11 protein-coding genes are annotated in these 14,692 nt (G+C 70.7%); 4 read left to right on the forward strand and 7 right to left on the reverse strand.

The features are described 5' to 3' along the window. Positions 1 to 182: 182 nt before the first annotated feature. A complete protein-coding gene (locus ACWF62_RS11735) occupies positions 183 to 800 on the reverse strand; it encodes a mycothiol-dependent nitroreductase Rv2466c family protein (protein ID WP_452630135.1) in 618 nt (205 codons plus the stop codon). 141 nt (positions 801 to 941) lie between these two features. Here ACWF62_RS11735 and ACWF62_RS11740 point away from each other — a divergent pair, with 141 nt between their 5' ends. After that, positions 942 to 2,174 carry an NAD(P)/FAD-dependent oxidoreductase gene (locus ACWF62_RS11740; protein ID WP_452630136.1) on the forward strand — a complete coding sequence of 411 codons (1,233 nt, stop codon included), beginning with the start codon at positions 942 to 944 and terminating at the stop codon, positions 2,172 to 2,174. A gap of 102 nt (positions 2,175 to 2,276) precedes the next feature. Next, positions 2,277 to 4,841: an aminopeptidase N gene (pepN, locus tag ACWF62_RS11745; protein WP_378506475.1), complete on the forward strand. Its 2,565-nt coding sequence runs from the start codon at positions 2,277 to 2,279 to the stop codon at positions 4,839 to 4,841. An 89-nt stretch (positions 4,842 to 4,930) separates the two neighbouring features. On the opposite strand, the gene ACWF62_RS11750 is transcribed toward pepN, so the two are convergent. The 3 genes from ACWF62_RS11750 to ACWF62_RS11760 are packed head-to-tail and all read right to left on the reverse strand — an operon-like array spanning position 4,931 to position 6,389. Next, entirely contained in the window at positions 4,931 to 5,404 is a 474-nt protein-coding gene (locus ACWF62_RS11750; protein ID WP_378506474.1) for a DUF5130 family protein, read from the reverse strand. Next, a complete protein-coding gene (gene ctaJ, locus ACWF62_RS11755; RefSeq protein WP_378506473.1) occupies positions 5,391 to 5,654 on the reverse strand; it encodes an aa3-type cytochrome oxidase subunit CtaJ in 264 nt (87 codons plus the stop codon). The genes ACWF62_RS11750 and ctaJ overlap by 14 nt, the downstream gene beginning before the upstream one ends. A gap of 57 nt (positions 5,655 to 5,711) precedes the next feature. Next, positions 5,712 to 6,389: an HNH endonuclease gene (locus ACWF62_RS11760; protein WP_378506472.1), complete on the reverse strand. Its 678-nt coding sequence runs from the start codon at positions 6,387 to 6,389 to the stop codon at positions 5,712 to 5,714. 154 nt (positions 6,390 to 6,543) lie between these two features. Between ACWF62_RS11760 and ACWF62_RS11765 the strand changes: the two genes are divergently transcribed. Further along, entirely contained in the window at positions 6,544 to 6,939 is a 396-nt protein-coding gene (locus ACWF62_RS11765) for a globin (RefSeq protein WP_378506471.1), read from the forward strand. A gap of 72 nt (positions 6,940 to 7,011) precedes the next feature. Next, on the forward strand, positions 7,012 to 8,616 hold the full coding sequence (locus ACWF62_RS11770; protein WP_452630138.1) for a glycoside hydrolase family 13 protein: 1,605 nt from the start codon (positions 7,012 to 7,014) through the stop codon (positions 8,614 to 8,616). 17 nt (positions 8,617 to 8,633) lie between these two features. Here ACWF62_RS11770 and ACWF62_RS11775 read toward each other — a convergent pair whose 3' ends face one another. From ACWF62_RS11775 to ACWF62_RS11785, 3 genes are read right to left on the reverse strand one after another with little or no spacing between them, the layout of a single operon-like run. Beyond that, positions 8,634 to 9,290 carry a hypothetical protein gene (locus ACWF62_RS11775; protein ID WP_378506469.1) on the reverse strand — a complete coding sequence of 219 codons (657 nt, stop codon included), beginning with the start codon at positions 9,288 to 9,290 and terminating at the stop codon, positions 8,634 to 8,636. Beyond that, positions 9,283 to 9,723 carry an acyl-CoA thioesterase gene (locus ACWF62_RS11780; RefSeq protein ID WP_378506468.1) on the reverse strand — a complete coding sequence of 147 codons (441 nt, stop codon included), beginning with the start codon at positions 9,721 to 9,723 and terminating at the stop codon, positions 9,283 to 9,285. Before ACWF62_RS11780 ends, ACWF62_RS11775 begins: the two co-directional genes overlap by 8 nt. Further along, positions 9,720 to 14,621 carry an NAD-glutamate dehydrogenase gene (locus tag ACWF62_RS11785; protein WP_452630139.1) on the reverse strand — a complete coding sequence of 1,634 codons (4,902 nt, stop codon included), beginning with the start codon at positions 14,619 to 14,621 and terminating at the stop codon, positions 9,720 to 9,722. The genes ACWF62_RS11780 and ACWF62_RS11785 overlap by 4 nt, the downstream gene beginning before the upstream one ends. Positions 14,622 to 14,692 lie beyond the last annotated feature (71 nt).

Genomic DNA, 14,692 nt, shown 5'->3' on the forward strand with positions numbered 1-14,692 from the left:
TGACCTTCCCTCCCCTCGCCTTACCTCCCCTTACCTCCCCTCCCCCTGACCGAATGTGGGATTCGGTCGTCCTGACTGACCGAATCCCACATTCGGTCGGGCAGGGCGAGGGTCAGGCAGGGCGAGGGGTCGGGCAGGGCGAGGGGTCAGGCAGGGCGAGGGGTCCGGCAGGGCGAGCGGGGCTAGCCGAAGGCTGGGTCCTCGGTGCGGGTGCGCTTGAGCTCGAAGAAGTGCGGGTAGCCGGCGAGCGCGACGACGCCGTCCCAGACCCGTCCCGCGTCCTCGCCACGCGGAATCCGGGACAGCACGGGGCCGAAGAACGCGACCCCGTTGACGTGAATGGTCGGGGTGCCGACGTCGTCGCCGACGGCATCCATGCCCGCCCGGTGGCTGGCCCGCAGTGCCGCGTCGTTGGCGTCGGTGTCGGCGGCGGACGCCAGGTCGGCGGGCAGCCCGACCTCGGCCAGTGCCTCGGCGATGACGACACCGAGGTCCTCATTGCCCTGATCGTGGATGCGGGTGCCCATCGCCGTGTACAGCGGCAGCAGCACCTCATCGCCGTGTGCCTGCGCCGCGGCGATCGCGACCCGAACCGGGCCCGACGCCTTCTCCAACATCGCCCGGTAGTTCTCGGGCAGATCCTTGTCCTCGTTCAGGACCGCGAGGCTCATCACGTGGAAGCGGGCCTCGATGTCGCGCACCTTCTCGACCTCGAGGATCCAGCGGGAGGTGATCCAGCACCACGGGCACAGCGGGTCGAACCAGAAATCGGCGGTGTCCTTCCGGACTGTCTCGCTCACGCGCGTTCCTCCATCCTTCGTGTGATTCCGGGCGGCCGCCCGTCGATCACAACCCCGGCCCGCCGCGATTGCTTCCCGCGTCCCCGACGCGGCAGTACCGTCGACGGTACGCACGCAGATCCCGGACCCGGAGGGTGACCGATGTCAGCGACCCGAACGTTCGTCATCGTCGGCGGCGGCCTCGCCGGCGCCAGGCTCGCGGAAGAACTGCGCGGGAAGGACTTCGACGGCAGCATCGTGCTGTTCTGCGCCGAGGAGCGGCTGCCCTACGAGCGGCCGCCGCTGTCGAAGGAGCACCTGACCGGCGGCAAGCCCCTCACCGAGTTCACCGTTCACCCCGCCGACTGGTACCGCGACCACCACATCGACCTGCGGTTGGGCACCACCATCACCACCCTCGACCCGGCCGCGCACACGGTCACGCTGCCCGACGGCGGCACCGTGCATTACGACAAGGCCGCGCTGGCGACCGGGTCGCGGTCACGGCGACCGCCGATCCCCGGCGCGGACGCCGACCGGGTGCACTACCTGCGGACCGTCGACGAATCCGACGCCCTGCTCGCGGCGCTGCGCCACGGCACCCGCCTGGTGATCGTCGGGGCGGGCTGGATCGGGCTCGAGGTCGCGGCGGCGGCCCGGGGTCGCGGCGCCACGGTCACCGTGGTGGAGACCGCACCGCTGCCCCTGCTCGGCGCGCTCGGACCCGAGATGGGGACCGTCTTCGCCGAACTGCACCGCGAGCACGGCGTTGACCTGCGGCTCGAGAGTGCGGTGGACGCCGTCGTCACCGCCGACGGCCGGGCCACCGGGGTGCGGCTGGGCAGCGGCGACGTCGTCGACGCGGACGCGGTGCTGATCGCGGTGGGGGCGCAACCCAACGTCGAACTCGCGCGGGACGCCGGGCTGGCCGTGGACGGCGGCGTCCTCGTCGACGCGGGACTGAGCACCAGCGACCCGGACATCGTTGCGGTGGGCGACATCGCCGCCCAGGAACATCCGGTGCTCCGGACGCGGGTCCGGGTCGAGCACTGGGCGACCGCCCTGAACCAACCGGCGGTCGCCGCGGCGACGATGCTCGGACACCGGGCCGAGTACACCACCCTGCCGTATTTCTTCACCGACCAGTACGACCTCGGCATGGAGTACGTCGGGCACACCCCGACCGGATACGCACGGGTGGTGCTGCGCGGCGACGCGGCGCGGCACGAGTTCGTCGCGTTCTGGCTCGACGACCGCGATCGGGTGCTGGCCGGGATGAACGTCAACGTCTGGGACGTCACCGACGATGTGAAGGCGCTGATCGGGTCGGGGCGTGCGGTGGACGCCGACCGGCTCGCCGATCCCGCTGTCGCGCTGGGCGAGACGTACCGGTGACGGCACCGTCCGCGACGCGCACCCGCTCGCGCATTGGCGTCGGCGCCTCGTGATGGGATGGAGCCGAACCTTGTGTCCCCGACCCCCGAGGAGTGTTCACCCGTGGCCCCACCGAACCTGACCCGCGAGCAGGCAGCAGAGCGCGCCGCCCTGCTGACCGTCGACAACTACACGGTCGACCTGGACCTGACCGACGGTGCAGGCGGACCGGGCGACCTGACCTTCCGCTCCCGCACGTCCGTCACGTTCGACGCGACCGAGGGCGGCGCGACGTTCATCGACCTGATCGCGAAGACCGTGCACTCGGCGACCCTCAACGGCGCCCCGGTCGACGTCAGCGGCTACTCGGAGGAGACCGGGATCGCGCTGACCGGTCTTGCCGCCAGCAACGAGTTGGTCATCGACGCCGACTGCCTGTACACCAACACCGGCGAGGGCCTGCACCGGTTCGTCGACCCCACCGACGACAGCGTGTACCTGTACTCGCAGTTCGAGACCGCGGATGCGAAGCGGATGTTCGCATGCTTCGACCAGCCGGACCTCAAGGCTACCTTCGACATCGCGGTCACCGCACCGGCGGACTGGAAGGTGATCTCCAACGGTGTCGGTACCGCCGCGGCGGGCAGGCACACGTTCGCGACCACGCCGCGGATGAGCACCTACCTGGTTGCCCTGATCGCGGGGCCGTACGCGGAGTGGACCGACTCGTACTCCGACGAGCACGGCGACATCCCGCTGGGCATCTTCTGCCGCGCATCGCTCGCCGAGCACATGGACGCCGATCGGCTGTTCACCGAGACGAAGCAGGGGTTCGCGTTCTACCACCGCAACTTTGGGGTGCCGTACGCGTTCGGCAAGTACGACCAGCTGTTCGTGCCCGAGTTCAACGCCGGTGCGATGGAGAACGCCGGCGCCGTGACCTTCCTGGAGGACTACGTCTTCCGCTCCAAGGTGACCCGCTACTCGTACGAGCGCCGCGCCGAGACGGTGCTGCACGAGATGGCACACATGTGGTTCGGCGACCTGGTGACGATGAAGTGGTGGGACGACCTGTGGCTCAACGAGTCGTTCGCCACGTTCGCGTCGGTGCTGTGCCAGACGGAGGCCACCGAGTACACCAACGCCTGGACCACCTTCGCGAACGTCGAGAAGTCGTGGGCGTACCGGCAGGACCAGCTGCCGTCGACGCACCCGATCGCCGCGGACATCCCGGACCTGGCCGCGGTGGAGGTGAACTTTGACGGCATCACGTACGCGAAGGGCGCGTCGGTACTCAAGCAGCTGGTCGCGTACGTCGGTCTCGAGCCATTCCTGGCGGGGCTGCGCGCCTACTTCGCCGAGCACGCCTACGGCAACGCCACCTTCGACGACCTGCTCGCCGCGCTGGAGCGCTCCTCCGGACGAGACCTGTCCGGCTGGGGGGCGCAGTGGCTCAAGACCACCGGCCTGAACATTCTGCGTCCCGAGTTCGAGGTCGACGGCGACGGCCGGTTCACCTCGTTCGCGGTGGTGCAGGACGGTGCTGCGCCCGGCGCTGGCGAGACCCGGGTGCACCGGCTCGCGGTCGGCGTCTACGACGACGTCGACGGCAAGCTGGTCCGCACCGAGCGGGTCGAGCTCGACGTCGACGGCCCGCGCACCGAGGTGCCCGACCTGGTCGGGGTGGCGCGCGGCGCGCTGGTGCTGGTCAACGACGACGACCTCACCTACTGCTCGGTGCGCCTCGACCCGGAGTCGCTGGAGACGGCGATCGCGCGGATCGGCGACATCACCGATCCGCTGCCCCGCACGCTGGTGTGGTCGGCGGCCTGGGAGATGACGCGGCAGGCCGAGTTCCGGGCCCGCGACTTCGTCGCGCTGGTGCAGCACGGTATCGGGGCCGAGACGGAGGTCGGGGTCGCCTCGCGGCTGCTGATGCAGGCGCACACCGCGCTCGCGTCGTACGCCGAGCCGGGCTGGGCCGCCGAGACCGGCTGGCCGGACTTCGCGAACCGGCTGCTGGAGCTGGCCCGCGAGGCCGAGGCGGGTTCGGATCACCAGCTGGCGTTCGTCAACGCGTTGACCGGCGCGCGCCTGGCGCCGTGGCACACCGAGGTGCTCGCCGAATTGCTCGGCGGCGCACCGGAGCGGGTGGGGCTGCCGGGCCTGACTGTCGACACCGATCTGCGGTGGCGGGTGCTGACGGCGCTGGCGGCGGCCGGTGAGATCGACGCGGACGGGATCGACTCGCCGGTCATCGACGCGGAGGCGGAACGGGATCCGACCGCGGCCGGTGCCCGCGCTGCCGCCGCCGCCCGCGCGGCCCGACCGCAGCGGGCGGTCAAGGAGCAGGCCTGGGCGACGGTGGTCGGCGACGACGCGGTCGCGAACATCACCGCCCGCTCCATCATCGGCGGCTTCGCGCCGGCCGGTCAGGGCGAGCTGCTGGAACCGTTCGTGGCACGCTACTTCGCCGACATCCCCGGCGTCTGGCAGCGGCGCTCGAGCGAGGTCGCGCAGACGGTGGTCGTCGGGCTGTACCCGGCGTGGTCGATCGACCAGGACGCGGTTGCCGCCGCGGACGCGTTCCTGGCGGGCGAGCATCCGCCCGCGCTGCGCCGTCTGGTCGTCGAGGGGCGCGCCGGCATCGTGCGTTCGCTCGCGGCCCGCGCGTTCGACGCCGGGTAGCCCGACAAACAAGAAGTTCCCCAATGCCACATTGGGTCACGTCAGGTGACCGAATGTGGCATTGGGGAACTCGGGGTGGTGCGTGCTGCCTACGGCTTGGCGATCGCCGCGCTCATCACGCGGATCGCGGCGACGAGGCCGTCGATCAGGTCGTTGTCGGCGAACGACGCCACCGCGGCCGTCACACCGAGCTGCGCGACGCGGTCCGTGACGCGGTCCGCGACGTCCTTGCCGGACCGGACCTCGACGACCCGCTGGTTCGGGGACACCGCGATGAGCACGGACCGCTCCGCCTCCGGGGTGGTCGGGAACAGCTCGGTGACGCCCGCAGCCGGGTCGGCGCCGAGGGTGCCGACATACACGTTGAACCGCACCTTCGTCGCGCGGGTCGCGTCGATCAGCGCGTCGTCGAGCGCGACGAGCTCGTCGGCGGTGAACGGGAGCGCGGTGTCGAGCGGCTCACCGACCCGATGCACGCCGGAGACCCGCCCGCTGGCGGTGACCACCGTGCCCACCGGGAGATCAGCCTCGATCACTGCCGGGAAACTACTACCACCTGCCACTTGCGGAACCTCCGATCAGATCTGCCGAGCCCGCCGTGATCGCGGCGTGGCCAGCGTGGTGGCCGGGACGGGTGGTGACCTCGTCGACGGCGGACCAGAGCACCGGCTCGTGGGTCCACTTCTTGTCCAGGGTGTACCGCGGGGGCTTGGGACTCGGGTCACGCTTGGCCGGATAGCACAGCCCCGCCATGACCGCGATGACGACGACGGGAATCCCGACGTAGATCAGCGTTGTCTCGAGAATGCTCACCCGCCAAACTTAGCCCAGGGCCGGGGAAAATGTGCCGTTGGGGCGGGCTTGACCGGCTCAGGCCGCGCCCTCCCCGAGATACCGCAGCCACAACGGGTCGAGTTCCTTCGTCGACGCGAGCAGCCGCCAGTGCTGACCCTTCGGCGGGACCAGCGCTGCGCGAAGCGTCCACCCGAGCTCGCTGAGGAGTTTGTCCGCTTTGCGATGGTTGCAGGGTGCGCAGCAGGCGACGCAGTTCTCCCAGGTGTGTTCGCCGCCGCGACTGCGCGGGACCACGTGGTCGATTGTCTCCGCCTTGTCGCCGCAGTAGGCGCACCGGAACCGGTCACGGTGCATCAGTGCGGCGCGGGTCATCGGGATCCGCGCCCGGTACGGCACCCGCACGTAATTTCGCAGCCGGATCACCGACGGAACCTGGACCGAACAGCCAGCGGAATGGATGACCTGGCCGAGCGGGTCCTCGTGCACGGAATCGGCCTTGTCGCAGACCAACAGCACGACCGCGCGGCGAACGGGGAGGGCGGTCAGCGGCTCGTAGGTGGCGTTCAGCAGCAGCACCCGGCGCTTCACCCAGGCGGCCACCAGGTCGTCACCCGGGCGGGTCGGCCTGTTGCCTTCGTCGATCGCGTACAGCGCGGGCGATGCGCGCTGCGGAGAAGCCCCCGACCCCGGCCTGTCACGGGCGTCGGTGGGCTCGAGTTGTCGATGCGCGCGGGTGCTGTGCCGGTGCTTCATGCGACCTCCGGAGAACGACCTGTCCCAGTTGACCACGGATGACGCGCGGACGCACGCGCATTTGCGGCACCGCATGCGGGACATTCGGTGAACGGGAGGCAACGCCGAAGGCACGTCGACACCCCACCTGCGGGCAGGCACAATGGGTGACGCCATGAGTGATGCCGAGATGAGCTTCTACGACGCGGTCGGTGGGGCCGAGACGTTCCGCAAGCTGACCGCCCGCTTCTACGAGGAGGTCGCGAAGGACGAGATCGTTCGCCCCCTCTACCCCGAGGAGGATCTGGGGCCTGCCGAGCGCCGGATGCGCATGTTCCTCGAACAGTACTGGGGCGGCCCGCGCACCTACTCCGAGGAACGCGGCCATCCGCGGCTGCGGATGCGGCACCACCCGTTCAAGATCGGCCCACTCGAGCGGGACGCGTGGCTGCGCTGCATGCACATCGCGATCGATTCGATCGACGAGCGCACCCTCGACGCCGCGCACCGGCGCGCCCTTGTCGAGTACATCGACATGGCGGCCAACTCGCTGGTGAACTCCCCCGTCTGACCCGCAGCGCGGGCCGATCGGTGCGCCCGCGCCGAGTCGTGGGCATCGCCCCGGTGTGGCACTGTGGCGACCGTGAGCACAGCGGAACGCGCGGCGGGTCCCCCGGATCGGGCCTGCGATGACCGGTGGTGGACGAACGCCGTCTTCTATCAGGTCTATCCCCGCTCGTTCTCCGACGGTGACGGCGACGGCGTCGGCGACCTTGCCGGGGTCCGCGACCGGCTCGGATACCTGGAGTTGCTCGGTATCGACGCGCTGTGGCTGAGCCCGGTGATGCGGTCCCCGATGGCCGATCACGGGTACGACGTGTCCGACCCGCGGGACATCGACCCGCTCTTCGGCGACCTCGACACGATGGATGCGCTGATCGCCGAGGCGCATGCCCGGCACATGCGGGTCACGATGGACCTGGTGCCCAACCACACCAGCGATCGACATCCGTGGTTCGTACAGGCGCTGGCCGCGGCGCCCGGCGCCCCGGAGCGCGCGCGGTACATCTTCCGGGATGGGCGCGGCGCGAACGGCGACGAGCCACCGAACAACTGGCCGTCGATCTTCGGTGGTCCGGCGTGGACCCGGGTCACCGAGGCCGACGGCTCCCCCGGCCAGTGGTACCTGCACATCTTCGCCAGCGAGCAGCCGGACCTGAACTGGGACAACCCCGAGGTCGCCGACGACCTGCACAGCACGCTGCGATTCTGGCTGGACCGCGGCGTCGACGGGTTCCGGATCGACGTCGCGCACGGCATGGCGAAGCCGGAGGGCCTGCCCGATCACGAGTGGGCGGCGAGCGCGCTGCTGCGCAACGACGACGACGATCCGCGCTTCGACAATCCGGGCGTGCACGAGATCCACCGCGGCATCCGCACGGTGATGAACGAGTACCCGGGCACGATGGCGGTCGGCGAGATCTGGGTACGCGACAACGAGCGGTTCGGGGAGTACATCCGGCCCGACGAACTGCACCTGGGATTCAACTTCCGGCTCGCCGAGGCGGAATTCGGCGCCGAGCCGGTGCGCACCGCGATCGACAATTCCCTCGCCGCGGTCGACGCGGTCGGTGGCACCCCGACGTGGACGCTGTCGAACCACGACGTGCCGCGGGAGGTGACGCGGTACGGGGGCGGTGCGATCGGCCTGGCCCGTGCCAGGGCGATGGCACTCGTCGAGTTCGCATTGCCCGGTGCCGTATTCGTCTACAACGGTGCCGAACTGGGGTTGCCGAACGTCGATCTGCCCGACGAGGCGCTGCAGGACCCGGTGTGGGCCCGGTCCGGGCACACCGAACGGGGCCGCGACGGCTGCCGGGTCCCGCTCCCGTGGGAGGGCAGCGAGCCGCCGTACGGCTTCACCACCGCAGCGGCAACGTGGCTGCCGATGCCGGCCGACTGGTCGACCCTGACGGCGGAGGCCCAACTCGAGGACGTCGAGTCGATGCTGTCGCTGTACCGCTCCGCGATCGAACTACGGAGCCGGCGTCCCGAGTGCACAGGAACCGAAATCGACTGGTACGGAAGCCCTCCCGGCTGCTTCGCCTTCCGTCGCCGCGGCGGGCTGATCTGCGCACTCAACGCCACCGACGCGCCGGTCGCACTGCCGCCCGGGCAGCTGCTGCTGGCCAGTGCCGCTCTCGTGGACGGCGCGCTGCCCGGCAATGCCGCCGCCTGGCTGGTGTGAGGAACGGCCCGGGACCGTTACAGCACCGACAGCGGAATGTCCCCGCCGCGGCGGGCGGCCACCGAGCCATACCGGGCGTCGAGCCGCAGCCAGGTCCGCGCTGCCCGGACCCGGACCAGCTCGGCCGGATCCACCACCGCCGACTCCACATCACCGCCCGGCACGAATCCCATTGCGGCCAGCGCAAAGACGGTGCGCATCGTGATGCCCACCTGCTCACCGCCGCCGTCGACGGCGAGGACCTCCTGCTCCAGGAGGGACGCGGGCGGCCCGTGACCGCCGTGCTCCGCAGCCACCTCGGTGCCCTGCCGGGCCAGGTCGATCAGCAGGCGCGCGGGAAGGTCGTCCACGTGCACCCATCCCCCGTCGGGGGGCAACGCACCCCGCCACGCCGAATCCATCGGGAATCCGGGGTCGATCTCCTCCCCGGCCGCGTCGAGTGCGTGCAGCAGCCCGTCGGCCGCGGCGACGATGTCGTCGGGACGCAGCCGCGCGGCAACCACCCGGGAGGCAATCGTGTCGAATCCCGTTGTCACCCAAGCCACGACGTGCGCGTCGTCGCGACGTCGCATGCGAACGACGGCGCTGTCGTCGAGCCGAACCGCCCGGGCAAGGAACGCCGCGAGGTTTGCCCGCTCCCCCGAGTCGGGGACGACGAGGACGCGGTCAGTCACGCTGCCAGCGCTCCAGGTATTCCCGCTCGGGTGCGGAAAGCCTGCGTAGCCGCTGCGTGTTGATGTCGAACGCCGCGATCTGGGTGGACGCCACGATCGACGGCGCCGACGCCGGATCGGCGCCGCCTGCCCGCACCTCGTAGCCGATCGTGAAGTCCACGGCGCGGACCTGGTCGATCCACATCAGCACGTCCAGTGGCCCGTCGTCGTGCCGCAGTTGGCCGCGGTAGCGCACGTGCAGGTCGGCGATCACCGCGCCCTCCCGCAGCGCAACCGTCGGCAGTCCGTCCTCGAATAGCCACGGGATCCGTGCCTCCTCGAGCAGCGTCACCATGCGCGCGTGGTTGATGTGCTGGAAGACGTCCATGTCGGACCACCGCACCCCCACCTTCGTGTGGAACCCCAGCTGCGTTCCCGTCCGCTCCCCGCTCACCGCATACCCTCCGCTCGGGTGCCCGCTCCGCGCACCATGCTCCGTACCTGACGCGCCGCCACCGACAGCGTCGCGAGGTCCAGGGTTCCAGACGCCCCGATCTCGCCGAGCGCCGCCCGCGCCCTCGCCAGCCGGGAGGCGTTGGTGGACTCCCAGTCCTCGATCTTCTCGGCCGCGCTCTCGTGCGGTTCGCCCCCGGACAGCACGTCCATCGTCAGGGCCCGCAGCGACCCGTACAGGTCGTCGCGCAGCGCAAGCCGAGCCAGCGAATGCCACCGATCACCCCGCGCGAGACCCGAAACGGCGGTGAGGAATCCGTCGATCCCGAGGTGCGAGTCGAGTGCGTAGTACAGCGAGCCGACCTCGTCGTGGTCCCGGTCGGTGATGTCCGAGATGTCGATGATGTCGAGGATCGGGAACGCGTCGAGCATGCCGAACACCCGCAGCGCCAGATCCCGCGGGCACCCGCGGCCGAGCACCGCCGCCATCCGCGCGTCCAGCTCGGTGAGGTGATGCCCGCGCAGCCAGCCGGGCACCCGCGGCGTCAGGGTCCGCACCCGGGCCGCATAGCGGTTGATCTCGGCACCGACCGCGATCGGCTGGGGGCGGTTGGTCAGCAGCCAGCGGGAGACGCGGTCGAGCATCCGTCGCGATTCGAGGACCAGGTCGTCGCTGACCGAGGTGGGCACCGCGGCAGCGGCAATGTCCGCCCACACCCCCCGCAGGTCGAAGATCTCGGTGGCCGCGGTGAACGCGCGGATCGCGTCGGTGCTGCTCGCACCGGCCTCCTCGGCGAGCCGGTAGGTGTAGCTGATCCCACCGACGTCGACGGCCTCGTTCGCGAGGGTCGTCGCGACGATCTGACGACGCAGCCGGTGCGTGCGGATCTGCGACGCGAACCGGTCCCGCAGCGGCACCGGGAAGTACCGCGGCAGCCGGGTCGCGTAACTGTCACTGTCGGGCAGCTCGCTCGCCAGCAGGTCGTCCTTGAGGGTCAGCTTCACGTGGGCGAGCAGGGTCGCGAGCTCCGGCGAGGTGAGCCCGAGCCCGGCCTCCGCGCGGTGCGCGATCTCGTCCTCGGTGGGCAACACCTCGAGCCCCCGGTCCAGGCCGCGGTCGCGTTCGAGCACAGCGATCAGCCGTGCGTGCACGCCGAGCATCCCCGCCGCGTCGGCGCGGGAGGTTCCGATCAGCAGGTTCTGGGCGATGTTGTCGCGCAACACGAGCCGGGACACCTCGTCGGTCATCGACGCGAGCAGCTCGTTGCGTTCGCTGTGCCCGAGTTCGCCAGCACTGACCGCCGTGTCGAGCAGGATCTTGATGTTCACCTCGTGGTCGGAGCAGTCCACCCCGGCGGAGTTGTCGAGGGCGTCGGTGTTGATCCGGCCGCCGGACAGGTCGTATTCGACCCGGCCGCGCGGGGTGACGCCAAGGTTGCCGCCCTCGCCGATCACCCTGGCCCGCACCTCGGCGCCGTTCACCCGGACGATGTCGTTGGACTTGTCCCCGACGTCGGCGTCGGACTCGGCCCGCGACTTGACGTAGGTGCCGATGCCGCCGTTCCAGAGCAGGTCAACCGGGGCCCGCAGGATCGCCCGGATCAGTTCCGGGGGCGGCAGTTCCGTGACGGCGGTGTCGAGCCCGAGGGCGGTGCGGGCCGCCGCCGAGATCGGGATCGCCTTGACCGACCGCTCCCAGACCCCGCCGCCCGCGCTGATCGCGTCGCGGTCGTAGTCCGCCCACGACGAGCGCGGCAGCGCGAACAGCCGTCGCCGCTCCGCGAATGACCGCGGCGCGTCCGGGTCCGGGTCGAGGAACACGTGCCGGTGGTCGAACGCCGCGACCAGCCGAATGTGTTCGCTCAGCAGCATCCCGTTGCCGAAGACGTCACCGCTCATGTCGCCGATCCCGACCACCGTGACGTCCTGGGACTGCACGTCGACGTCGAGCTCACGGAAATGCCGCTTGACCGACTCCCACGCCCCCTTCGCGGTGATACCCATCTCCTTGTGGTCGTAGCCGACCGACCCGCCGGACGCGAACGCGTCCCCGAGCCAGTAGCCGTAGTCGGCGGCCACCTCGTTGGCGAGATCGGAGAACGCGGCGGTGCCCTTGTCGGCCGCCACGACGAGGTAGGTGTCGTCACCGTCCCTGCGCACCACCCGATTCGGCGGCAGCACCCGACCGGTGGCCCGCTCGACGTTGTCGGTGAGGTCGAGCAGTCCCGCCACGAACAACCGGTAACAGGCCCGCCCCTCGGCGAGCGTGGCCTGCCGGTCGGCTGCCGGGTCCCCGGTCGAGGACGGCGGCCGCTTCACGACGAAGCCCCCCTTCGCCCCGACCGGCACGATCACCGCGTTCTTGACGGCCTGCGCCTTGACCAGGCCGAGGATCTCGGTGCGGAAGTCCTCCCGCCGGTCCGACCAGCGCAACCCGCCGCGTGCCACCGGCCCGAACCGCAGGTGCACCCCCTCGACGCGGGGCGAGTACACGAACACCTCGAAACGCGGTCGGGGGCGGGGCAGTTCGGGGATCCGACCGGGATCGAGCTTGAACGCCAACACGTCGCGGTGCGCACCGGCCGCGTCGCGCATGTACGCATTGGTGCGGAGGGTCGCGAGGATCAGCGAGAGCATGGCGCGCAGGATCCGGTCGGCGTCGAGGCCGACGACGTCCTTGACCCTGGACTGCAGCTCCCCGGCGAGCTGCTCGGCCCGGTCGGCGGACGCCGCGTCCGGATCGAAACTCGCCTCGAACAGCTCGACGAGCAGCCGGGTCGTGTGCGCGTGGTCCAGCAGCACCGACTCGATGTGGAACTGGCTGTACGGGAATCCCGCCTGCCGCAGGTACTTCGCGTACGCCCGCAGCACCGCGGCCTGACGCCAGTCGAGGTGCGAACGCAGCACCAACTCGTTGAACCGGTCGGGTTCGGAGCGGCCGTACCAGACCGCGGTGACGGCGTCGGTGAACCGGCGTTGCAGCGCCCGAGCCTCGGCCGACCCGCCCCGCTCCGCCTCGTCGAGCTCGACCTCGAGGTTCTCCTCGACCGCGGTGTCGATCAGTTCCGGCGCCGCCGCCACCCCGAAATCGTAGATCCAGCAGGGCGTTCCGTCGGGTCGGAACACATCGTACGGACGCTCGTCGATCACCTCGACTCCGAGGGACTGCAGCACCGGCAGCACCTGACTCAGTGACACCCCGTCCCCGGTGATGTACAGGGTGAACCGCCACTGCCCCGGCCGTGCGTCGCGCCGACGGTACAGTTCCAGGTCGATCTCCCCCACCCGAAGTCGCTCGAGCCGGGCGATGTCGCGGACGGCGCGGGCGGCCTCGAAATCCTCCTTGTAGCTCTCCGGGAAGGCGGCCGCGTACCGTTGCGCGGTCAGCGACGGCACCCGCGGTTCCCGGGTCGTTGCGTCCATCAGGTCGTCGTCCCAGGCGCGGGTCGCGGCAGCGAGCAGCGCCTCGATCCGCTCCCGGTTGGCCGCCGAGGTGTCGACGGGCGGGACCGGAGCGCCGGGCTCGGTACGGATCGTGAAATGCACCATGGCCAGGTCGGACTCGGTGACGCGGGCACTGTAATCGAGTGTGCCGCCACCAAGTTCACGCAACAGGATCGACTGCATCGCCAGCCTCGACCGGGTGTTGTACCGATCGCGCGGCAGGTAGACGAGCGCGGACACGAACCGGCCGTCGTGATCATCCCGCAGGAACAGGCGTGCCTGCCTGCGCACCCCGATCGCGAGGACCGCGGTCACCGTGTCGAACAGTGTGTCCGCGTCGACGGAGAACAGTTCGGTCCGCGGCAGCGACTGGATGACCTCCAGCATCGCCTGCCCGGAGAACGAGTGCAGGTCGAAGCCCGCGCGGGCGATCACCGCGCGGGCGCGGGTCGCGACGACCGGAATGTCGAGGATGTTCTCGTGCACCGCGGTCACGGTGAGCACGCCGAGGAAACGGTGCTCGCCGACGGTCCGACCGGCGGAATCGAGGTCGAGGACCCGCACGAACGAGGGGTAGACCGAGCGGTGCACCGTCGCGGGAAGCGGCCCCTGCGCGAACGTCAACAACTGCTGGTCCGAACGGAACTCCGGTGCGGGAAGGTCGATCCGATGGTCGGTGCGGGTGGACGCGCCGAGAACCCCGAGCCCGCTGCCCGGGACGACACTGGCCGTGCGGGTGTCGTCGACCGCGGGGTCCCCGTACGCGTAGCGGCGGTAGCCGAGGAGCGCGAAGTGGCCAGCCGCGAACCAGCGCAGCAGCGCAGCATCGTCGCGGACCTGCCGCTCGGGATACCCGGTCGGGGCCGAGTCGGCGAACCGTTCGAGACCGTCGGCGAGATCGCGCTGCACCCCGCGCATCGCGTCGGTGTCGGAGATGACGGTGCGGACGTCGACGAGCACGTCCCGGACCGCGTCGGCGATGACGTCGAACCGCGCCGGGTCGGTGGCCGGATGCAGCTGCAGGTGCATCCACGACTCGGTGTGCGTGGAACGTTCGTGCTGTGCCCCGTCGACAAGCACGTCGACCAGTGCGCCGTCGGGGTCCCGCCGCACCCGCAGCACCGGATGCACGATCTCAACGACGGTCACCCCGAGGCGGGCGAGCAGGGCGGTGACGGACTCGACGAGCATCGGCATGTCGTCGGTGACGACCTGCAGCGCGGGCACGCCGCCCACCACGCCTGCCCTGGCCAGCGACCCGGCGGTCCCCCGGGTCGCCGCCAGCTCCAGGTGGGCCCGGAACGCGGCCATCGCCTCGTCGGTGACGATCCCACCGGTCCAGGCGACGTCGGTGCCCCGGAAGTAGGCGGCCGCCACCTCCGGCAGATGCCCGGACAGGGCGCCGGGCAGGCCAGCGCCCCATTCCGGGCCGAATCGATCTGCGGACACGGTCATCTCGCGGTCACCCCCTGGTCGCTGGAGCAGGTGTGTACCGACGAGCCTAGCCGGGCCGGGTCCCCGATCGG

Source organism: Rhodococcus sp. NPDC054953, from assembly GCF_053609225.1.

Bases quoted from the DNA above. Each gene is read 5' to 3' on its own strand.
- ACWF62_RS11740 (WP_452630136.1), top strand. From the start codon at position 942: ATGTCAGCGACCCGAACGTTCGTCATCGTCGGCGGCGGCCTCGCCGGC.
- ACWF62_RS11760 (WP_378506472.1), bottom strand. From the start codon at position 6,389: ATGAAGCACCGGCACAGCACCCGCGCGCATCGACAACTCGAGCCCACC.
- ACWF62_RS11765 (WP_378506471.1), top strand. From the start codon at position 6,544: ATGAGTGATGCCGAGATGAGCTTCTACGACGCGGTCGGTGGGGCCGAG.
- ACWF62_RS11785 (WP_452630139.1), bottom strand. From the start codon at position 14,621: ATGACCGTGTCCGCAGATCGATTCGGCCCGGAATGGGGCGCTGGCCTG.